Consider the following 20,443-nt stretch of genomic DNA (forward strand, 5'->3'; position numbering starts at 1 on the left):
CGCCCCCTCAGGCGGGCTCGGCGAGGCGGCTGGCGGGCAAGGGGGAGGTGGGCATCGGGAGGTTGTCGAGTGCGGTGCCGCGGAGGTGCCGTACGTACTGCTCCCGCGGTATCAGCACGCCGCCCATGACGCGGACGTGCGGGCTGTCCCGCTGCGCGTCGAGCAACTCGCCGCCGGCCTGGGCGAAGCGCGCCCCGAGGTCGGTCACCGCGACCTTCGATGCGTCGGGGCGGTGGAAGAACATCGAGTCCATGCTGAAGACCGAACCGACCCGAAGACCGAAGACACCGCCCACCAGTTCGCCGTCCTCCCACACCTCGACGCTGTGCGCGTGACCCAGTTCGTGCAGGCGGACCAGGCTCGCGATCAGCTCCTCGGTGAGCCACAGGGGGTGGCGGTCGGCGCGGCATTCCCGGACCACCCGCTCGAAGCCCTGGTCCAGGGTGGTCGACCACGGCAGCCGGTTGCGCAGCCGCCGGGCGAGGCTCCGGCTGAGATGCGTGGCCGAGACCGGCAGCACCGGCCTGGGGTCGGGCGACCACCAGGAGACGGCGTACGGATCGGCCGAGTCCTCTCCCACGAGCCGGATGTGGCCCTGCTGGACCTGGTCGTCGTAGACCACCTCGTTGAGGACGCGGGTGTAGTCGTCGGCCGCCGGGAAGGGGTAGAGCCCCGCGCGGTACGCCGCCAGGAGGCTCGCGGGGCTGAGGTCGGCGGAGAAGGCCACCGGACCGTCGGGCGCCGCTTCCAGCACGTCCAGGTCCTCCCAGCCCGCGCATCGGATCACCACCGTGCCGCTCCCTGTCCCTTCTTCGCCACCGGCCTTACGTAGTCGGCCCGTTGGAGGAAGTCGATGTAGCGGTCCAGCATCTCCGCGTCGACCGGCGGAACGTCGATCCCGGCCTCCGCCAGTGCCGCTTCCCCGTTGTCGCGGGTGAACTCCGGGAAGACGCCCTGGAAGTACATCTCGCTCACGCTCATGTCGGCGCGGGCGCACCGGTCGACGAAGAGCGGCACGAACGGGGTGAGCGGGTCGGTGGGGTGCCCGGCCGCGTACTTCACCAGGGCCGCGACCCACTCGGCGTACGGGATCTCCTGGACCGGATAGCCCTGCAGGCGCAGCCGCTCGGCGAGCGAATGCAGCAGCGTGGAACGGGGGTTGGTGAGGTGGTAGACCTGACCGCGCGCGGGATGCCGGGTGGAGATGTGGCCGATCGCGCGGGCGAGGTGGTCGGCCGGAAGGAAGTCAAGGGGCAGCCGGACGTCCGGGCACAGCCCGGTCCGCGCGATGAAGCCGAACAGGGCGGCCATCTCGCTGCTGGTGTTCATCACCCCGGTCCCGCTGCGGCCCGTGATGTCCATCAGTCGGTGGATGACGACCGGCAGGCCCGCGTCGGACGCCTTCTTCAGCAGCGCCTCGCCGACCCATTTGCTCTCCACGTAGCCCACCGACAGATACTCGGGGAAGCGCAGCGGCGTGCTCTCCGTGATCTCGTGCACCCCCGCCGGCCCGAATCCGGCGATCACCGCCATGCTGGAGGTGAAGTGGACGGGGACGGCCCTGGGGGCGGCGAGGCGGATGAGCTCGCAGGTGCCCTCGACGTTGGCCGCGCGCAGGTCGTGGTACGAGTAGATGAAGTTGACCTGGCCGCCGAAGTGGTAGACGACGTCGATGGTCGAGCCCAGCTCCTCGAACCGGCCTGCCGGCAGCCCCAGTCCGGGCTTGCCCAGGTCGCCGACGACCGGCTGGACGCGCGAGCTGGACAGATCGCCGAGGACGTACTGCTGGTGGCTCGCGCGCAGCCGCTCCATGCCGTCCTGCTCGTCGGAGGCACGGACCAGGCACAGTATCCGCCCTGTCGTCCTGCGCAGCAGCTCGTCGATCATGTACGCGCCGCAGAACCCCGTGGCCCCCGTCAGCAGGACGTCGCCCGGGCGCCGGGGGTGCGGAGCCGGCGCTTCGCCGCCCACCACGGGGACGGGCCGGTCGATCTCGGCGGCGAAGTGGACGCTTCCGCCTTCCGGATGGGCGAGTGTGCCGGCCCGGGCCTGGCGCACGGCCTCGGTGAACGAGGCGAGCACCGGTCGCTGCAGCAGGGAACGGGTCAGCTCGCGGATCTGGGTGACGCCGATGCCGAAGATGACGCGGGTGCGGGCGAGCATCTCCATGGCCAGCAGCGAGTTGCCGCCCAGCTCGAAGAAGTCGTCCTGCGGCCGGACGTGCTCCACACCCAGGATCTGGCTCCACAACTGGGCCAGTCCGCGCGGCACCGGACGGTCGTCGGGGACGGCCGTCGTCGCCGCGGTCCTGGGCGCCGGCTCGGTCTTGCGGTCGAGCTTTCCGCTGGGCGCTACGGGCAGCTCCTCCACCGAGTGGAACGCCGCCGGGATCATGTAGCCGGGCAGGACCTCCGCGAGCGACGACCGCAGCCGTCCGCGCAGCGCGGCCTCGTCGTCGGGCGGCGCGGTCGGCGTGTAGTACGCGATGAGGTCCCGGTCCCCGTTGTCGCGGGCCCGCGCCACGACCATCGCCTGGCCGACCTCGGGAAGCGAGACGAGCTCGGCCTCGATCTCGGCCGGGTCCACGCGGAACCCGCGGATCTTCATCTGGTCGTCGACCCGGCCCAGGACCTCCACGTTGCCGTCCGGTCGCCGGCGGCCCAGATCCCCGGTGCGGTACATCCGGTCGCCGGGTGCGAAGCCGAGCGGGTCGGGCAGGAACTGCCGTGCGGTCAGGGCGGGTTGCCGCCAGATACCGCGTGCCAGGCCCGCCCCGCCGATGTAGATCTCGCCGCGCACGCCGGGCGGCACCGGGCGCATGTCGGCGTCGAGCAGATGGACGAGATCGCCCTCCAGGGGCCTGCCGATCGGTGCGACGGCGGTGTCCGGCGCGGCGAGCACCTCCTCGTCCAGGTCGCAGAGCGTGGAGGTGATGGTGGTCTCGGTGAGCCCGTAGGCGTTGACGAGCCGTGCGCCGGGGATCCGGCGCAGCGCGGCGCGGCAGTCCTTCGCCGTGACGATCTCGCCGCCGACGATGACGAGCCGCAGCGAGGCGAGTTCGCCACGGTCCGCGACGGAGACGATCCGATGCCAGTAGGCGGGGGTCAGGTCGGCGACGGTGATGCCGTACTCCGGGAGGCGGTGCAGCAGGTCGGTGGGCGCCCACGTCCGGGTGCCCGCGAGGACGAGCGTCGCACCGCTGATCAGCGTGGCGAAGATCTGCTCGAGCGAGGTGTCGAAGCCGAGCGCCGCCGCGTGCAGCACCCGGTCACCGGGCGTCAGTTCGTAGGCCCGGGCCGTCGCGGTGAGGGAGTGGGTCAGCGACCGGTGGCTGATCATCACGCCCTTGGGAGGCCCCGTGGATCCGGACGTGTAGATCACGTAGGCGAGGTCGTCCGGCCGGGGGCCGGGGGCCGGGGACCGGGGTGTCTCCGGTGGTGTCCGCGTGGCCGCTTCTTCGGCGTACGCGACCCGTGCCCCGCACTCCGCGAACAGGGGGGCGTGCTCGTGGCTCGAGACGATGAGACGTGAACCGGTCTCCTTGATCAGTGCGGCCACACGCTGCCGCGGTGTCGCCGGGTCGAGGGGCAGGAACGCGCCGCCGGAGCCCAGCACCGCAAGCAGCGCGACGATCAGCTCGGGCACACGGTCGAGGCACACGGCGACCACGGACTCCGCGCCGACGCCCGACTCACGAAGCTCCTGGGCGAGCCGGTCGGCGCGGCCGGTCAGCTCGGCGTAGCTGAGCCGGCCCTCGTCCGAGAGCACCGCGAGCGCGGACGGCTCGCGCCGGGCCCGCTCCCGGACCAGCTCGGGCACGGTCCTCGGCCCGGCCTCCGCGAGCTGCCCCTCGGCGCGGGCGCTTGCGGGCCGCATGTCCGTCCACAGGCGGTCGACCAGACTCGCGCACGACTCGGGGGACGCCGCTTCGCCGATCCGGCGCCAGCCGGCCGGAACCCGTCGATCGGCGGGCCAGATCGCGTACTGGTCCTCGTCGTTGCGCAGCACGACGCACGGCGCAGCGGACTCTTCCGGTGGGCGATCACGTTCCGTCACCTTGGGCCTCCTGCCTCGCGCGGGGGACTGCGGAGCACGACCTGCGCCCCTCGCGGGAGAGAGCCGCCGCTCTCACCGCTTCCCTTTCGCGGGTGCCCCGGGCACTCCGGCCAGGCGGCCGAGCGGCGGCGCGAGGACGAGGTGCTCCGACTCCTCGGCGCTGATCGGCTCGGCGAAGAGGTATCCCTGGCCCAGCCGGCAGCCCATGGAGATCAGCAACTCCTGCTGCCTCACGTTCTCCACTCCTTCGGCGATCACCGTGAGACCCAGTGTGTCCGCGAGATGCGTGATGCCCTCGACCAGGGCGTACTGCTCGGGCGAGCGCCCGAGTTCGTCGACGAACGACTTGTCGATCTTGAGGATCGAGATGGGGAACTCGCGCAGATAGCTCAGCGACGAGTAGCCCGTTCCGAAGTCGTCGATGGCGATACGGATCCCGAGGTCGGTGAGCGAACTCATCTCCCGCAGAATACGTTCGTCGTTGTACATCAGTACACTCTCGGTCAGTTCCAGCACGAGAGACGACGGTTCGATGCCGGAGAGGTCCAGAGCGCGCCGGACCACGTTGTAGAACTCCTCGTCGCGGAACTGACGCGGCGACACATTCACGCTGATGTACGGGGGTTTGCGGTCGTCGATCCGGTCGCGCAGCACGGAGTCGTGCCACCGGACGGCCTCGGTCGCCGCCTGGTCGAGCACCCAGGCGCCCAGCGGGACGATCTGCCCGCTCTCCTCGGCCAGCGTGATGAACTGCTCCGGCATCACCATGCCGCGCGTGGAGTGGGGCCAGCGCACGAGCGCCTCGAAGCCTTTGATCTGCCCGCTGGCCAGCTCCACGATGGGCTGGTACAGCACCAGGAACGACGTCTCGATCGGCGCGTTGTCCAGGCCCTCCTGCAACTTGGCACGTTCGGCCATGCCGCTCTGCAGCTCCGGACGGTAGCGGCGCCACTGCCGCTTGCCCGCCGTCTTCGCCGCGTACAGCGCGAGATCGGCGTGGGTCAGCAGTTCGACCGAGTCGATGCTGTCCTCCGTCGTCGCGACGCCGACGCTGGCGTATATGCTCATCGGCCCCACACTGAGCCGGAACGGCTCGGCGAACACGGACATCACGTGTTCGGTGAACCGCTCCACGCCCTCCGGGGCGATGGCGCCCTCCACCAGCAGTGCGAACTCGTCCCCGCCGATGCGCGCGGCGGTGTCGGAGGCACGGACGGTGGTCTGCAGCCGGAGCGACAGCGCGACCAGGAGTTCGTCGCCCACGCTGTGCCCGTGGATGTCGTTGACGACCTTGAAGTCGTCGACGTCGACGAAGAGCACCCCGACCACCGTGCCGTCGCGCTGGGCCTGCGTCAGGGCGTGGCTGACCCGGTCCTGGAAGAGCACCCGGTTGGCCAGGCCGGTGAGCGAGTCGTGGAACGCCTGGTGGGTGAGTTCGCGTTCGAGCTTGAGCTGTTCGGTCACGTCCCGCAGGGTGAGCACCAGCCCGCCGACGGTCGCCTCCTCGCGCAGGTCGCTCCACCTCACCTCGACCTCGATGGACGACCGGTCGGAGCGGAGCATGCGCCAGTGCTCGCGCCTGCTCTGGTACTCGCCGGCCCGTATCCGCGCGAGTGTCTCGACCACCGCGCGACTGTCCTGCGGCGGCACCAGATCGATGAGGTGGGTGCCCTCCAGGCTCGTACCGCCCAGCACCTGTTCGGCGGAGGGACTGGCGTAACGGACCCCGTCGGCGTCGTCGAGGATCAGGATGACGTCGGAGGCGTTCTGCACCAGCGTGCGGAAGTACGCCTCGCTGTTGCGCCGGCTGACCTCCCGGGCGAGCGCTATGCGCGTCACGGCGAGTGCCGTCTGCGCGGCGAGCGTCGCCAGCGTCTCGCGGAGCACCAGCAGGTCCCGTTCGTCCCCGGCCACGATCAGGGCCCCGATCAGTGGATCGCCGGAGGGGTGATCCTGCGAGGTGAGCGGGCAGACCACCGCATGGCCGGGGCGCGTCGCCTCCCCGTCCGGGCCCGAGAGGGCACCGGCGAGATCGGGCCCCACACCGTCGAGGGTCAGCAGACGGTTCTCGCCGGACGCGGTCAGGGCCCGTACGGCCTCGGTCACCCGCGCGAGCACGGGGCCGGCCACCGCGGCCTGCGTTCCGTTCACCCAGAGCGTGCCGTCCGTCACCTTGAGTAGCGCTGAGCGTGGCGCGCTGTGCTGCATCAACCCCGTCACGGCCGAGTGGACGGCGCCGGCCACATCCCGCTGATCGCCCGCTCCGCCCAGCGACGACACCGCCATCCGCAGGACCTTCTCCCGGCCGACCGCCCGCTGGTGGGTCGCCACCACGCCCGCCAGGCGGTAGAGCACGAGGAGGAAGAGCACCGCGGAGAACACCCCGATGACGCCGACGTTGGCCCGCACGCCGCGCACCGCCTCCGTCAGGAGGATGGCCGGCGCGATCAGCGACGCCAGGGTGAGCAGGCTCAGCCGGCCCGCGCTGCTCTCGGCACGCCACGTCACCGGCTCGGTGAGCGTCCGCATGGACGGATCGAGCGCGGCGGCCGCCCAGGCTCCGTACAGGACGGCCCAGCCGAGTTCGACCGCGGTACCCGTGCGCCACGTTCCGTTCAGCTGGATCAGGCCGTACAGCACATCGGCGGTGAGCAGGCCGACGGTGCCCGCGGTGAGCAGCATGAGCGAGCGGCTCTTGCCGCCACGGCCGGCCAGCAGGCGCAGCAGCATCGCCAGGACGAGGATGTCGCCCAGCGGATAGGCGATGGAGAACGCCTTCTGCACCCAGGTGAGACCCGCGACGTGGGCGAACGGATCGATGAGGAACAGCCACGACAGCAGCGCCAGACCGACCGTCAGTGTCAGCGCGTCGACGAGGCTCGCCCGGTCGCGCCATCCCGTGCGCCAGTGGACGAAACCCAGCAGGCCGGCGGCATAGAGCGGATATGCCGCGAGATAGAAGCCGTCGGCGAGTGACGGAAACGGCATCTCCTCCTGGAGCAAATCGATAAGGATGATCTGGGTGGCCTCGCCCGCCGCGAAGGTGAGGTTTCCCGCGGCGAGCAACAGCCAGGGAAGCCGATGCGCCGGACGGTTGAGAAAGACACCCAGGACAATACCGATGACGCCGGTCGCACCAATGGCGACGAAGATCAGCCGATGTTCCGGAAATATGTAATAGAGCGCGGTCAGTGCGACGATACATGTGCTGACAACGGCCATCGCGGCCTGGCTTCGCAGTCGCGCGTTCACCCCAACGCACCTCCTGGGAGGGTTACTTGGCCGGGCGGACCGAGAAGGAGAATTCTCTGGGGGGCCGGGATTCGACCCTTCTCGCCTGTGAACGCGATCGCCGGTGTACGCGGTTGCGGTGGGATGTGTTTTCCGGTATGCGCGGTCGCCGGTGTGCGGGCTCCTTCTCGCCGAGACATCGACGTGTCTTGCATCCAGTCTTACCCGGCTCGCCATTTCCCGCACGCGGACCGTGAGATGCCGCATCACGTCGTGTGATTCCGCGGCATGCGCGAAAGTCGCGGACCGGCGTGCCATGCGTGAAAATGGAGGGCGCGGAAACCGGACCGGATCCGCCAGCGCCGCTCGGCTCCTGACGGAGCGTGGAGTCCCATGCTCTCCGACTACCGCCGGATCTTCTCTCCCGCAGGCACCCTGCTCTTCTCCGCCGCGGGCTTCGTCGCCCGCCTTCCGCTGTCGATGATCGGCGTCGGCATCGTCACCATGGTGTCGCAACTGGGTGGTGAGTACTGGCTCGCCGGCTCGGTCTCCGCCACACAGGCGCTCGCCGCCGCGGCGATCGGGCCGCAGATCTCCCGGCTGGTCGACCGGCACGGCCAGTGCCGCGTGGTCCTGCCGGCGATGGCCGTGACGGTCGCCGCCATCGGCGCGCTGGTGCTGTGCGCCCGGTACTCCGCCCCGGAGTGGACGCTGTACGTCGCGGCGGCGGTGGCGGGCTGCATGCCCAGCATGGGAGCGCTCGTCAGGTCGCGCTGGGCGGAGATCCACCGGGAGTCACCGGGGCTGCTGCACACCGCGTACTCGCTGGAGTCGGTGCTCGACGAGGTCATCTACGTCGTCGGCCCGATCCTGGCGATCACGCTGTCGACCAGGGGCAGCGCCGAGGCCGGACCGCTCGCCGCCGCGGTCCTGCTCGCCGTCGGTGTCGCGCTGTTCGCCGCCCAGCGGCGCACGGAACCGCCGGTGCGCCCCGAGCGGCAACGTGCGGTCGGCTCCGCGCTGCGCCTGCCGGGACTCGCCCCGCTGGTACTGGTGCTGACGTCGGTGGGCGCGTCCTACGGTTCGGTGGAGGTCGCGACGGTGGCGTTCGCCGGCGCACACGACCACAAGGCGCTCTCCGGCCTGCTGCTCGGGGTGTACGCGCTCGGCTCGGGCGTGGCGGGCGCGGTCTTCGGCGCGATCGGGCCGCGGGGGGCGATCACGCGGCGGCTGCTGGTCAGCGTCTGCGCGATGGCGGTGACGATGGCACCGCTGCTGTTCGCGCCGAATCTGGCGGCGCTGGCGGGGATGCTGTTCGTGGCGGGCGTGTCCGTCGCGCCGACCCTGATCACCGCGATGGCGCTGGTGGCCCACCTGGCACCGGCCGCCAGGCTCACCGAAAGCATCACCTGGGTCGTCTCGGGCCTCTCCGTCGGCGTGGCGCTGGGCTACGGCGCGTCCGGGTGGCTGATTGACGTGGCGGGGGCCCCGGCGGGCTACTGGGTGCCGTGCGGGGCGGCCCTGCTCGCCGCCCTGACGGTCGCCCTCACCCTGCCACGGATGAGCCGCGCCGAGGCGCGGTGAGCGCCCGGTCGCAGGCCGCGCTTCCTGTCACACGGGCTGCGGGGCGAAATGGTGAAGTGCGTCCGCTCCGGGGTGTACGACGCCGTAGCAGTTCTCCGGGACCTCGTTCCAGGCGCCGGGCAGGTCGCCCAGGGGCTCGGACACGACGAGACGGGTTTCGTCGGACACGTCACGGAGGAACTCCAGGTCCGGGTGGAGCGCTCGCAGGGTCTCCACGGCGGTGCTGTAGTAGAGCGAACGTGAGGACTTCTGGCTGGAGTAGCGGAAGGCCCACACGCTCTGTCCGTCGGTCACGGCGACCGTCATCTGCAGCGGGAACTCCACGCCGTGGTCGTGCCCCGTCCGCTCCACCAGACCCGCCATCCGTGCGACGGCCCCCGGCGGGTCCTCCTCCAGGCCGAAGGTCAGCGCCAGGAAGAACATCATCTCCGAGTCGGTCGATCCCTCGATGTCGGGGAAGAGCTCCGGGTCGACGGCCATCGCGAGATCACGCCGGATCCGGTCGAATTCGGCGATCGCCCCGTTGTGCATCCACAGCCAGCGGCCGTGGCGGAACGGATGGCAGTTGGTCTGCTGCACCGCGGTACCGGTCGTGGCCCGGATATGGGCGAAGAACAGCGGAGAGCTGACGTGGTCGGCGATCTCCCGGAGGTTGCGGTTGCTCCACGCAGGGCCGATGTCCCGGAAGAACGCGGGGGTGTCCGCGACATCCGGCGCGTACCAGCCGACGCCGAAGCCGTCGCCGTTGGTCGTCTCGACGCCCAGCCGGGAGTGCAGGCTCTGGTCGATCAGCGAGTGTGCCGGTCTGTAGAGGATGGTGTCGAGCAGGACGGGTGTCCCCGAGTAAGCGAGCCAGCGGCACATCGTTGACCGCCTCCCCTGGTCTTGGCCGGGTTTGGTTTGTTCCACAGTGCCCACGGGCACGGCTGTTCCGCATCGCCCGGGACGGGTGAGCCTGTCTTCCCGCGTCTGCCCCCGGCGCGGGCTTTCGGTGTCAGTAGCGGGATTGCGTAGTTCTACCGATGCCCTCACCCTGATCGCCCCGTAGCGTTCGGCGGGCCGGGCGAGTGGCTCGCTGTTCCATGGCGCCCGAGGAATTCCGAGGTGGTCGCAGGTCACCATGCCGACCGCCTTCCACCGTCACCCCGCCCGGAGCACCAACCGGTCAATCGCGAGGGACGGAACCGTTGAACGGCGCAGGACGGATCATCGACGGGCGGTTCGAGCTGCTGGAGCGGCTCGGCACCGGCGGCATGGGCACGGTGTGGCGGGCGCGGGACACCGTCCTGCACCGCGACGTCGCCCTGAAGGAGGTCCGCCCCGCCGATCCGCGGAGGGACACCGCGAATGCCGGATCCCTGCGCGTGCAGCACGAGCGGGTGCTGCGCGAGGCCCGCGCGCTCGCCCGGCTGAGGCACCCCAACGTGGTGACGATCCACCACATCGTCGACGCGGACCCCTACCCCTGGCTCGTGATGGAGTTCGTGCCGGGACTGTCCCTTCAGGACCGGCTGGACACAGGCCCGTTGGACCCCCGGGAGGCGGCCCGCGTCGGCCGTGACGTGCTGGCCGCGCTGCGCGCCGCCCACGCCGCCGGTGTCCATCACCGCGACGTCAAACCGGCCAACATCCTTCTGCGCGAAGGCCCGGCGGGCACCTGGACCGCGGTGCTCACCGACTTCGGCATCGCCGGACTGCCGGGGGTGAGCCGGCTGACCAACACCGGGGAAATGGTCGGCTCGCCCGAGTTCATGGCTCCGGAGCGTATTCGTGGAGCCGACGACGCCCCGGCATCCGACTTCTGGTCACTCGGTATGACCCTCTACGTCTCGGTGGAGGGGACCAGCCCGATGCGGCGCGGCACCGGCCTCGCCACGCTTGCCGCCGTGCTCGGCGAGCCGGTGCCACCGGCGGTGCACGCGGGCCCTCTGGCTCCGGTGCTGTCGCAGCTGCTCGTACCGGACCCGCAGGCCCGGCCGGACGCCGACCGGCTGGACGCGCTGCTCGCCGCCGTGCTCGACGGCACCGCCCGACCGGACGTGTCGTCCACGCCGGCCCCGGATCTCCCTCGGCCGCAGAGCCCGGTGCAGGGCGAGTCCTCCGGTCGCGGGGCCGACGGACTTCCGCCCACCGCCCGGTTGGAAGCGCCGCCGTCGCGTCGTACTTTCCGGCGCGTGGCGGTGGGCGCGGCGGTCGCCGTGGTCGCCGCGGCGCTGGTCGCCGCAGCTTCGTACCGAGCCCTGACGTCGTCCGCGGATGCCGGTGCCGATGCGGCGGACAAGACCGGATCCGCCGCGACGGTCACCGCGACCGCCGTTGTGCCGACGGCGAGCGGAAGTCCCGTGGAGAGTCCAGGCCCCAGCCGTGACTCGAAGAGCAACGGGGCCTCCGGGCCGACGGCCGAGGCGGCCGTCGGGCGAACAGCCGACAACCCCGGGAGTTCCGGGGCCGGGGAAGCGGCCGCGGCACCGGACGACACCGACCCGCCCGCCTCGACCCCCGGTGCGACGGCGACGTCGGCCTACGACGGGACGGCCGTGTCGTCCGGCGCGTTGCGGGGCAGGCAGTCCGGCAGGTGCCTGACGGCGAACCTGTACGCTGCCGCGATCAAAACGTGCACGGGAGATGTCGGGCAGTCGTGGACGTTCGGCTCGAACGGCACCCTGAAGGGCGAACACGGGTACCTGACGGCGACTGCCGGGAGTTACGCCCTCAAGACCGTCGCCGACTACACCGGTGACGCGTTGCAGCGCTGGGTGCTGAACTCCAGCGGCGAGATCGTCAACGAGGAAACGGGCAACTGCGTGGACGTCAACGGGCAGGCGATCGCGGACGGCAGCAAGGTGACCCTGTACACCTGCACGGGCAACACCAATCAGGCCTGGGTCATGCAGTGAGTCTCCGCCGCTCCAGCTCCGCCGGCGCCGACAGGCCGTGCGCTCCACAGCGCTCGGCCAGCCGTCCCGCCTCGGCCAACTGCGCCCGGGTGGCGGCCGGTTCACCGGGCAGCGCGGCCAGCGCGGCTCCCGCCCGGATCCGGGCCATCGCCTCGTACAGCGGCATGCGGCGGGCGTCCGTTGCCGCCAGCTCTCCCCGGCCCGTGCCGCCCACGCGCCGGGCAGCCCCGCGAGCGGCTCCCCGCGCCACAGCGCGCACGCCGCGCGCAGCAGCCCCGCCCGCTCGGCGTCCGCCCGGCTGGCCTACCGGCTCGACGTACCGTTCCTGGACGGGGCGGGGCCCGGTCCTGGTGTGCCCTCTTCGGCACCGGTCGCGTCCGCCAGGGTCCGGCGGAGCCTCGCGGCGTGGGAGTAGAGCGACGCGCGGGCCTCGGCCGGCGGGTCCTCGCCCCACACCCGGTCGATCAGGGTCTCCAGCGGGACCGGGCGTCCGGCGTCGACGAGCAGGGCGGCCCCCGCACCATGGGACGCAGACGCCGTCGCGGCCGAACGGGACGCGTGGGAACACGCTTTCCAGGGGGAAGACGGGGGAGACGGGGGGAATCGGGGCCCGGGCGGTGCCGCGGCGGCGTCAGCATGTTTCGGCGGCATATCTCACTGACGTGGGCATGCCTCGCTTCGGCGATGGGTAGGGGACGCGTCGGGGACGGACGTCCTCCCCAAGGAGTAGCCCGTACCCGCCGGTTCCTGCCGCGGGAGCAGCTCAGGCCTCTCCACGGGCACGATGTGCGGGACCGTCGCGGCGGGGAGGCTGGTCGCATCGGACTCGAGGCATCTCGAACTCTCCATGAGTCCCGATGCACCAGGAGGTCGAACATGAACCGCCAGACCCGCATCCGCGTCGTCCGCCGCCCCGCCGCGCCCCGTGACATGCCGATCGACCGCAGGACTCCCTCGGGCCGGATCCTCCCCTACTGAGCGCCGACGACAGGGCGGCCCCGCCCCGCACGCCGTAGCGTGAACGCATGCGCGTGCTGGTCGTCGAGGACGAGGAGCGGTTCGCGGCCGGGCTCAAGGACGGTCTGGAGGCCGAGGGGTTCGCCGTCGACGTGGCGCCCGACGGCGTGGACGGGCTGTGGCTGGCCCGGGAGAACAGCTACGACGCGATCGTCCTCGACATCATGCTGCCGCGCCTCAACGGCTACCGGGTCTGCCGGGCCCTGCGCGCCGACGGCGACTGGACGCCGATCCTCATGCTCACCGCCAAGGAGGGCGAGTGGGACGAGATCGAGGGCCTCGACACCGGCGCCGACGACTATCTGACCAAGCCCGTCTCCTACGCCGTACTCCTCGCCCATCTGCGCGCCCTGCTGCGGCGGGAGGCGCACCAGCGGCCCGCCGTGCTCGCCGCCGGGGACCTGCGGCTCGACCCGGCGACCCGGACGGTGACCCGGGCCGGCCGTGAAGTGGAGGTCACCGCACGGGAGTTGGCCGTACTCGAGTTCCTGCTGCGGCGGGCCGGGGAGGCGGTGTCCAAACGGGTCATCCTCGACCACGTCTGGGGCGACGACTTCGAGGGCGACCCCAACATCGTCGAGGTGTACGTGCGCAGGCTGCGCAACAAGGTCGACCGGCCCTTCGGGCGCCACTCGCTGACGACGGTGCGGGGGCACGGATACCGGTTGGTCCCCGATGACGGCTGAACACGGCTCCAGGGCGCGGCTGCGTGCCGTACGGGTGCGGGCCACGGCCGTCGCCGTGCTCGCGGTCGCGCTCGCCCTGGTCGCCGGAGGTCTCGCGCTCGTGCTCGGGCTGCGGACGGAACTCAGCAACGACGTACGGGACGCGGCGCGCGCCCGGGCGCAGCAGGTGGCCCGGGTCATCGAGGCGGGCCGCGGGGTGCCCGAGCTGACCGTGGCCGATCCCGACGAGGAGTTCCTGCAGGTCGTCGACGCGGCCGGGACGGTCGTGGCGGCCAGCGGGAACGTCGAGGGGCGGCCGCCGGTGGCCCGGCTGCGGCCCGGCGGGGACACCTCCGTGCACACCCCGCTGGACGAGGACCCCTTCCTGGTCGTCGCGGTCGGCGCGCGCGACGACGGCCGCGAACTCGTCGTGCTCGACGGCAGGACGCCCGCCGGAGTCGCCGAGGCCGTCGCGACCGTCACCCACCTGCTCCTCATCGGCGTACCCGTGCTGCTCCTGCTCGCCGCCGCCGCGACCTGGGCCGCCGTCGGCCGCGCTCTGCGCCGCGTGGACCGCGCCGAGGCCGCCCGGCGCCGCTTCGTCTCCGACGCCTCGCACGAGCTGCGCTCACCCGTCGCCACGGTCCGCCAGCACGCCGAGGTCGCCCTCGCCCACCCCGAGCGGGCCGACGCGGGGACGCTGGCCGGGACGGTGCGCGACGAGGCCGTACGCATGCAGCGGCTCGTCGACGACCTGCTGCTGCTCGCCCGCGCCGACGAGAGCGTGCTGCTGCGGGCCGGGCGGCGGCCGGTCGACCTCGACGACCTGGTCCTGGAGGAGGTACGGCGGCTGCGGTCGGCGACCGGCCTGCGTGTCGACGGCACAGGTGTCGGCGCGGCCAGGGTGACCGGCGACGAGGACGCGCTGCGGCGCCTGGTGCGCAACCTGGGCGAGAACGCGGCACGGTACGCCCACGCGCGCGTGGCGTTCACCCTCGCCGACACGGGCGACGGGCGGGTACGGCTGCTCGTGGACGACGACGGGCCGGGCATTCCGGCCGCCGACCGCAAACGGGTCCTCGACCGTTTCGTACGGCTGGACGAGTCCCGTGCCCGGGACGCCGGGGGTTCCGGCCTGGGCCTGGCGATCGTCGCGGAGGTGGCGGCCGCGCACCGGGGGACGGTGGAGGTCGGTGAGGCGCCGGAGCTGGGCGGGGTGCGGGTGACGGTGGTGCTGCCGTCGGGGGAGCGGAACTGAACGCTCCGTCAGCTTCGTTCAGGGTCCGTTCAGCCGCGGTGCGGGACGCTCGGGACGTCCGCCGAGGAGGCCGTCATGAACGCCCACCACTACGACCGCAAGAACCGCAGGACCCTGTGGCCCGTCCTGGGGGCCGCCGTCCTGCTGACCGGGGCCTGCTCCTCGGGCGGGGCCTCGCAGGCGAGCGCCGACGACTGCGTGCACGTCGTGGACGAGGACACCGGCAGGACCGGATCCGAATGCCTTCCGCTGGCACCCGAGAGCGCCCGCGTCGACCTCGCGAAGCCGGTCTTCACCCACCCCACCCGGATCACCAATCCCCTGCACCCCACGGCCCGGGTGACCCAGACGATCTACGGCGGGCAGACGGACGACGAGCCGTTCCGCTCCGAGGTCAGCCTGCTGCCCGGCACCAGGACCATCACCTGGGACGGCCGGACGATCGACGCCCTGACCTCGCAGTACGTCGCCTACGCGGACGGCCGCATCCAGGAGGTCGCCCTCGACTGGTACGCACAGGCCGACGACGGCTCCGTCTGGTATCTCGGCGAGGACGTCTTCAACTACGAGGACGGCGTCGTCGCGAACACGGACGGTACCTGGCAGGCGGGCAAGGACGAGGCGCCCGGCGCGATGATCATGCCCGCGCATCCGCAGAAGGGCGATGTGTACCGTCCCGAGAACCTCCCCGGAGTCGTCTTCGAGGAGGTCACCGTGAAGGCCGTGAACCAGACGGCCGACGGCCCGTACGGCAGGATCGAAGGCGCGATGACCGTCCGCGAACTGCACATGGACGGCTCGACCGAGGACAAGGTCTTCGCCCCCGGGTACGGGGAGTTCTCCACCGGCAACGACGGCGGTGATCTGGAGGCGGTGTCGCTCGCCGTACCGACCGACGCGAAGCCGGGGCCGCTGCCGGCCCGCCTGGCCGCCCTCGACCGGGCCGCGAGCGCGGCGCAGGACGGCGAGGTCACCGACGCGGACGCCCGCGCGGTGCACGCCGCCTGGACGGCGTACCGCGGCTCCGACGCCGTACCGCCGCTGCTGGAACGGCAGATGAGCCGCGACCTCGACACCCTCGACGAGGCCGTCGGCGCGGGGGAGGCCGCGGAGGCGCGCGAGGCGGCGCTGCGGGTCGCGCAGAACACCACCGACCTGAGACTGCGCTACGAGCCCGTACGGACCGTCGACCTGGACCGGTTCGCCCTGTGGGCACACCAGCTGGGCATCGACGCGGCCGCCGGCGACGAGGGAGCGGTCGCGGGCGACGTCACCAGCCTCGAACTCGCCTGGCAGCGCCTGCGCGACGACTCCGCCGCGGCCGCCGCCGTCACGGCCGACCTGCGCGAGGCGCGCGAGGCGGCCGACCGCGGGGACACGCAGGCGGCTGGGCAGGTGGCGCCGAGGCTGGTGGACGACATCGCGCGGGTGACGGGCGGCTGACGGCCCGCGTGTCCCTCGCCGTGCTCAGGTGCCCAGCGGGTCCAGTTCCAGCGGCTGGATCTTGCCCTCCAGCATGGCGCCCAGACCCATCGCGGCGCAGACGTCCGGGCGTTCGGCGATGTGCACCGGCATGCCGGTCGCCTGCCGGAGCATCTGGTCGAGGCCCGGGAGCAGGGCGCTGCCGCCGACCATCATGATCCCGCGGTCGGCGAGGTCGGCGACCAGGTCCGGCGGGCAGTCCCGCAGAACCCTGCCGATGCCGTCGAGCACGGCGGTCAGCGGGGTCTCGATCGCGTCGCGCACGGCGGCGGTGTCGACCTTCACGGAACGGGCGAGGCCCGTGGCCACGTCCCGCCCGTGGATCTCCGTCGACGCCGGCCCCTGCTGGGTGAGCCCGTTGCCGGAGAGCGCGAGCTGCAGCGGTCGTACGGACTGGCTGGGGAGCATGAGTTCGTGCTCGTGGCGCAGATGCTGGACGATCGCGTGGTCGACCGCCTCGCCCCCGATCGGGATGCGCTCGGCGGTCACGATCGAGCCGAGGGAGAGGACCGCCACCTGGGTCGCGGCCGCGCCGCACACCATGATCATGGTGCCTTCCGGCTGCTCGACCGGGAGTCCGCAGCCGACGGCGGCCGCGATGAGGGTGTCCACGAGTTCCACGCGGCGGGCGCCGAGGCCGACGAGTGTCTCGATCGCGGCGCGCTGCGCCAGCGGGTCCGCGTCGTGCGGCGTGCAGGCGGCGGCGCGCAGCCGGGGCTTGCGGCGCAGTGAACGGCGGATCTTGTCACCGATCAGATGCCGCAGCATGCGCTGTGCCATCTCGATGTCGACGACCGTGCCGCCGGAGACCGGGCGGACGACACGGATGTAGTGCGGGGTGCGGCCCGTCATCTTCTCCGCGAACTCGCCGACAGCGATCAGCGCGCCGGTACGGGTGTTCACGGCGGCGGCGGAGGGCTGGTCGACGACGAGTCCGGCGCCTTTGACGTAGACGCGGGTGCGAGCCGCGCCCAGGTCGACGGCGAAGTGGCAGCGGCGCAGCTGCTCCAGACTGGCGGTCATGGCAGGTCCTCCCGAGAGCACAGACCGTGGGGCCGCCGGACGGCAGGCCTCTTTTCGCATCGTGCGGGGACGGAGGCGAGGGCGCCTTTTATAGGCGCCCGGGCGGGGTGCCGCCGAACGGGGGATTTCGCCGACGCCGGCCGGCCGGACAGGCTCTGGAGGGAACGCGCGGCCTCCAGGACGGGGCGAGGGAGGAGACGGTGATCTCGCAGCCCGCCTCGCGCGGGCGCTGCTCGACGGGGGAGGGCGCAGCCGGGGAGCGCAGGGCGCGCAGGAGGCAGTCGGGGTGGAGGAGGAGGCCCAGGTACTCGCCGCGGTCGTGGACACCGGCGAGAGGCAGGCGGTACCGCTCGAGGCAGCGGCGTACGGCCCGCCCCTTCCACGGCGCCCCGGTCGTCTTCTTCAGCAGGCTCAGGGGTGGCCGACGTCCGCCATGCCCCGGATCACCCCCAGCTCCACCAGGTCCTGTGGACGCAGGCGGAGCTGACCGGCCGTCGCCTCGACCTCCTCCGGCGGCCGCTTCAGGATCGCCGCCGCGAGCTCCGGGGCGATCACCGAGAAATAGCTGTCGGGCGTGGCCCAGGTGTTGCCGGGCGCGGCCAGCGCCAGCGCCCCGCCGGAGCCGCCCTCGCCGATCACCAGGGTGGTGACGGGCGTGCGCGCGGCGGCCACCACGCCGAAGAGGTCCGCGATCGCCGCGCCCGCGCCCTGCCGCTCCGCCTCCGCGTCATTGGCCGCCCCCGGGGTGTCCACCAGCGTCAGCACCGGGATGCCGAGCCGGTCCGCGAGCCGGATCAGCCGGGCGGCGGTGCGGTAGCCGGCCGGGCGGGTCGCTGCCCCGGTCTGCGCGGCGTAGGCGATCGTACGGCCGTCGTGCGCCCCGAACCCGCACCGCATGCCCTCGGGGTCGGTCCCCCCGCAGCGGTCGCCGCCGATCGCGACACGATGCGTGAAGTAGGCGTCCAAGTAGCGCCCGGCGCGGGGGCGTTGAGGCGAGCGGGCGCGCCGCACGGCGTCCCAGCCGGTGGCCGGGAGACCCCTCGCCCCGAGGGCGTGTGGAACCGGCGCAGGCTCGGTCGACGGCGACGTCAGCAGCCGCAGCCACCGCCCCAGCGTCTCCCGCAGCTCCTCCGGCCGTACGACCGCGTCCGCCGACCCCGTCGCGACCTGCGCCTCGGCCGTGTACGCCGCCGGGTCCGCGTCCGGCGGCCGTACCCGGGAGCCCGCGAAGCCGACCTGCGCGCCGGGCAGCGCGAGAATCACGTCGGCGCCCGCGCCGAGGGTGGCCCAGCCCCCGCCGGTCGTCGGATCCCGCAACACGGCGACCTGGGGCAGCCCCGCCTCCCGCGTGAGCGCCGACTGCCGTGCCACCCGCTGTAGTTGGGCCAGCGCGAGCATGCCCTCCTGCATCCGGCTGCCGCCCGTCGCGACCAGCGGCACGACCGGCAGCCGCCGCTCACGCGCGTACTCGTACGCCGCCACGAGCCGGTCGCCGGTGCGCTCGCCCAGAGAGCCGCCCAGGAAGCCGAACTCGAAGGCGATCAGCACGGCCCGGGTGCCCTCGACGCCCGCCGTGCCGCACACCACGGACTCCGACTCGCCCGTGCGCTCGGCGGCGCGGGCGCGCGAGGCGTCGTAACCCTGCCAGCCGAGCGGGCCGTCGGGCCCCGATTCCCTTGACGAGTAAGGGAGTTCGGTGAAGTCGTCGGCCACGAGGGCGACGGCCTGCCGGGCCGTGAGGCGCCCGCTCACGACGTCAGCGCCCGCTTCATGATCTTCCCCATGTCGTTGCGGGGCAGGGCGTCGAGGTAGCGGACCACACGCGGCCGCTTGTGCGGGGCGAGCCGGCGCGCCACATGGTCGGCCAACTCCCCTTCGGCGGGCGGCGACGCGGGATCCGCAGGGACGATCCAGGCGACGATCCGCTCACCCAGGTCGGCGTCCGGCTCCCCGGTGACGGCGGCCTCCCGCACCCCCGGATGCTCCAGAAGCGCGTTCTCGATCTCACCGGCCCCGATCTTGTAACCCCCGCTCTTGATCAGATCGGTGGCCTTGCGGCCGACGATCCGGACGTAACCGTCGGGGTCGCGCACCGCCATGTCGCCGGTGCGGAACCAGCCGTCGGCGGTGAAGGCGGCGGCGGTCGCGTCGGGCCGGTTGAGGTACTCGGTGAACAGGTTCGGGCCGCGCACCTGGATCTCGCCGACGGTCTCCGAGTCGTACGACGTCACCGCCGACCCGTCCTCCTCCACCAGCCGCAGCTCCACGCCAGGCAGCGGCACGCCCACCGTTCCCGCCCGTGCCTCGCCGTCGGCGCGGACGCTCGTGTTCATGAGCGTCTCCGTCATGCCGTACCGCTCGATGACCCGCCTCCCGGTCGCGGCCGTGATCCGCTCGTGGTCGTGCACCGGGAGGGCGGCGGAGCCGGAGACCAGCAGCCGTGCGCCACCGAGCGCCTTGGCCAACTCGGGGTCCGTGGGCAGTGCTTCGGCGATGCGGTGGTACATCGTCGGCACCCCGAACAGCATGGTCGCGCCGGTGTTCAGCTCGCGGGCGACGCCCTCGGTGCCGAACCGGCCGAGGTGACGGACACCGCCGCCGCGCCGCAGCGGGCCCAGGATGCCCAGCACCAGCCCGTGCACATGGAACAGCGGCAGCCCGTGCACCAGCACGTCCTCGCCCGTCCACTGCCAGGCGTCGGCGAGGGCGTCCAGGGTGGCGGCGATCGCACGGCGGGGGATGACGGCGCCCTTGGGCGGACCGGTGGTGCCGGAGGTGTAGACGACCAGGGCGGGGTCCTCGTCCGCGGCCGACCGGTCGTCGGGGGCCGGTCCGGTGGCCTGTACGTCGACGTCCACGCGCGCCAAGTGTCCTACCGCTTCCGGGAGTTCCTCGCCGGGAGCGGCCAGGAGCAGCGAAGGCGCACTGTCGGACAGGATGTGCCCGAGCTCCTTCTCCCCCGACTTCGGGTTGAGCGGTACGGCGGCCACCCCGGCGAGCAGCACGCCCACGACCCCGACGGCCGTCTCCAGGGAGGGGGTCGCCCAGACGGCGACCCTCTGTGCCCCGCGGATCCGCTCACCGACGGCCCCGGCCGCGGCCGCGAGCTCGGCGTACGTCAGGGAACGGTCACCGAAGCGCAGGGCGACCTGCTCGCCGGGGCCGTCCTTCAGGGCCGGGAAGAGGGAGGACACGCGACGACTCCTCGGGGTCGGGGACCTGGCACAACA

General features: G+C 72.5%; 14 protein-coding genes. 5 read left to right on the forward strand and 9 right to left on the reverse strand.

Going from position 1 to position 20,443, the window contains the following annotated elements; translation table 11 throughout:
• Positions 1-7 precede the first annotated feature (7 nt).
• The 3 genes from ABZO29_RS30490 to ABZO29_RS30500 all read right to left on the reverse strand — a co-directional run bounded on the left by ABZO29_RS30490 (position 8) and on the right by ABZO29_RS30500 (position 7,308).
• A complete protein-coding gene (locus tag ABZO29_RS30490) occupies positions 8-790 on the reverse strand; it encodes a leucyl/phenylalanyl-tRNA--protein transferase (RefSeq protein WP_367323372.1) in 783 nt (260 codons plus the stop codon).
• A complete protein-coding gene (locus tag ABZO29_RS30495; protein ID WP_367323373.1) occupies positions 784-4,056 on the reverse strand; it encodes an amino acid adenylation domain-containing protein in 3,273 nt (1,090 codons plus the stop codon). Before ABZO29_RS30495 ends, ABZO29_RS30490 begins: the two co-directional genes overlap by 7 nt.
• A gap of 72 nt (positions 4,057-4,128) precedes the next feature.
• Positions 4,129-7,308 (reverse strand): putative bifunctional diguanylate cyclase/phosphodiesterase, encoded by a 3,180-nt coding sequence (locus ABZO29_RS30500; RefSeq protein WP_367323374.1) that lies wholly within the window; start codon positions 7,306-7,308, stop codon positions 4,129-4,131.
• A gap of 372 nt (positions 7,309-7,680) precedes the next feature.
• Here ABZO29_RS30500 and ABZO29_RS30505 point away from each other — a divergent pair, with 372 nt between their 5' ends.
• Positions 7,681-8,871 (forward strand): MFS transporter, encoded by a 1,191-nt coding sequence (locus tag ABZO29_RS30505; protein WP_367323375.1) that lies wholly within the window; start codon positions 7,681-7,683, stop codon positions 8,869-8,871.
• Positions 8,872-8,898: 27 nt separating this feature from the next.
• Here the strand turns inward: ABZO29_RS30505 and ABZO29_RS30510 are convergent, their stop codons facing one another.
• Positions 8,899-9,735, reverse strand: a complete 837-nt coding sequence (locus tag ABZO29_RS30510; RefSeq protein ID WP_367323376.1) for a class II glutamine amidotransferase — start codon at positions 9,733-9,735, stop codon at positions 8,899-8,901.
• Between the two features lie 323 nt (positions 9,736-10,058).
• Between ABZO29_RS30510 and ABZO29_RS30515 the strand changes: the two genes are divergently transcribed.
• Positions 10,059-11,768, forward strand: a complete 1,710-nt coding sequence (locus tag ABZO29_RS30515) for a protein kinase (RefSeq protein WP_367323377.1) — start codon at positions 10,059-10,061, stop codon at positions 11,766-11,768.
• Here the strand turns inward: ABZO29_RS30515 and ABZO29_RS30520 are convergent.
• Complete coding sequence (locus tag ABZO29_RS30520) at positions 11,758-11,982, reverse strand: hypothetical protein (RefSeq protein WP_367323378.1); 225 nt, start codon at positions 11,980-11,982, stop codon at positions 11,758-11,760. The two genes, ABZO29_RS30515 and ABZO29_RS30520, sit on opposite strands and share 11 nt — an antisense overlap.
• Before the next feature lie 89 nt (positions 11,983-12,071).
• The gene (locus ABZO29_RS30525; protein WP_367323379.1) at positions 12,072-12,419 is read right to left on the reverse strand and encodes a winged helix-turn-helix domain-containing protein; all 348 of its coding nucleotides are present in this window, start codon (positions 12,417-12,419) and stop codon (positions 12,072-12,074) included.
• Between the two features lie 374 nt (positions 12,420-12,793).
• Here ABZO29_RS30525 and ABZO29_RS30530 point away from each other — a divergent pair, with 374 nt between their 5' ends.
• From ABZO29_RS30530 to ABZO29_RS30540, 3 genes are all read left to right on the forward strand, one after another.
• On the forward strand, positions 12,794-13,471 hold the full coding sequence (locus ABZO29_RS30530) for a response regulator transcription factor (protein WP_367323380.1): 678 nt from the start codon (positions 12,794-12,796) through the stop codon (positions 13,469-13,471).
• Positions 13,461-14,708 carry a sensor histidine kinase gene (locus tag ABZO29_RS30535; protein WP_367323381.1) on the forward strand — a complete coding sequence of 416 codons (1,248 nt, stop codon included), beginning with the start codon at positions 13,461-13,463 and terminating at the stop codon, positions 14,706-14,708. The genes ABZO29_RS30530 and ABZO29_RS30535 overlap by 11 nt, the downstream gene beginning before the upstream one ends.
• Positions 14,709-14,783: 75 nt before the next feature.
• Positions 14,784-16,151, forward strand: a complete 1,368-nt coding sequence (locus ABZO29_RS30540; protein WP_367323382.1) for a hypothetical protein — start codon at positions 14,784-14,786, stop codon at positions 16,149-16,151.
• Positions 16,152-16,175: 24 nt separating this feature from the next.
• On the opposite strand, the gene ABZO29_RS30545 is transcribed toward ABZO29_RS30540, so the two are convergent.
• From ABZO29_RS30545 to ABZO29_RS30555, 3 genes are all read right to left on the reverse strand, one after another.
• Positions 16,176-17,213 (reverse strand): rod shape-determining protein, encoded by a 1,038-nt coding sequence (locus ABZO29_RS30545; protein ID WP_367323383.1) that lies wholly within the window; start codon positions 17,211-17,213, stop codon positions 16,176-16,178.
• 411 nt (positions 17,214-17,624) lie between these two features.
• Positions 17,625-18,965: a carboxyl transferase domain-containing protein gene (locus ABZO29_RS30550; protein WP_367323384.1), complete on the reverse strand. Its 1,341-nt coding sequence runs from the start codon at positions 18,963-18,965 to the stop codon at positions 17,625-17,627.
• On the reverse strand, positions 18,962-20,407 hold the full coding sequence (locus tag ABZO29_RS30555) for an acyl-CoA synthetase (protein WP_367323385.1): 1,446 nt from the start codon (positions 20,405-20,407) through the stop codon (positions 18,962-18,964). Before ABZO29_RS30555 ends, ABZO29_RS30550 begins: the two co-directional genes overlap by 4 nt.
• Between the last annotated feature and the right edge of the window lie 36 nt (positions 20,408-20,443).

The sequence above is a fragment of the Streptomyces sp. HUAS ZL42 genome (genome assembly GCF_040782645.1).
Classification (GTDB): Bacteria; Actinomycetota; Actinomycetes; order Streptomycetales; family Streptomycetaceae; genus Streptomyces.

What these genes read in the sequence shown, in the direction of transcription:
- ABZO29_RS30505 (WP_367323375.1), top strand. Translation starts at nt 7,681, where the DNA reads ATGCTCTCCGACTACCGCCGGATCTTCTCTCCCGCAGGCACCCTGCTC.
- ABZO29_RS30510 (WP_367323376.1), bottom strand. Translation starts at nt 9,735, where the DNA reads ATGTGCCGCTGGCTCGCTTACTCGGGGACACCCGTCCTGCTCGACACC.
- ABZO29_RS30525 (WP_367323379.1), bottom strand. Translation starts at nt 12,419, where the DNA reads ATGCCGCCGAAACATGCTGACGCCGCCGCGGCACCGCCCGGGCCCCGA.
- ABZO29_RS30530 (WP_367323380.1), top strand. Translation starts at nt 12,794, where the DNA reads ATGCGCGTGCTGGTCGTCGAGGACGAGGAGCGGTTCGCGGCCGGGCTC.
- ABZO29_RS30535 (WP_367323381.1), top strand. Translation starts at nt 13,461, where the DNA reads ATGACGGCTGAACACGGCTCCAGGGCGCGGCTGCGTGCCGTACGGGTG.
- ABZO29_RS30540 (WP_367323382.1), top strand. Translation starts at nt 14,784, where the DNA reads ATGAACGCCCACCACTACGACCGCAAGAACCGCAGGACCCTGTGGCCC.
- ABZO29_RS30545 (WP_367323383.1), bottom strand. Translation starts at nt 17,213, where the DNA reads ATGACCGCCAGTCTGGAGCAGCTGCGCCGCTGCCACTTCGCCGTCGAC.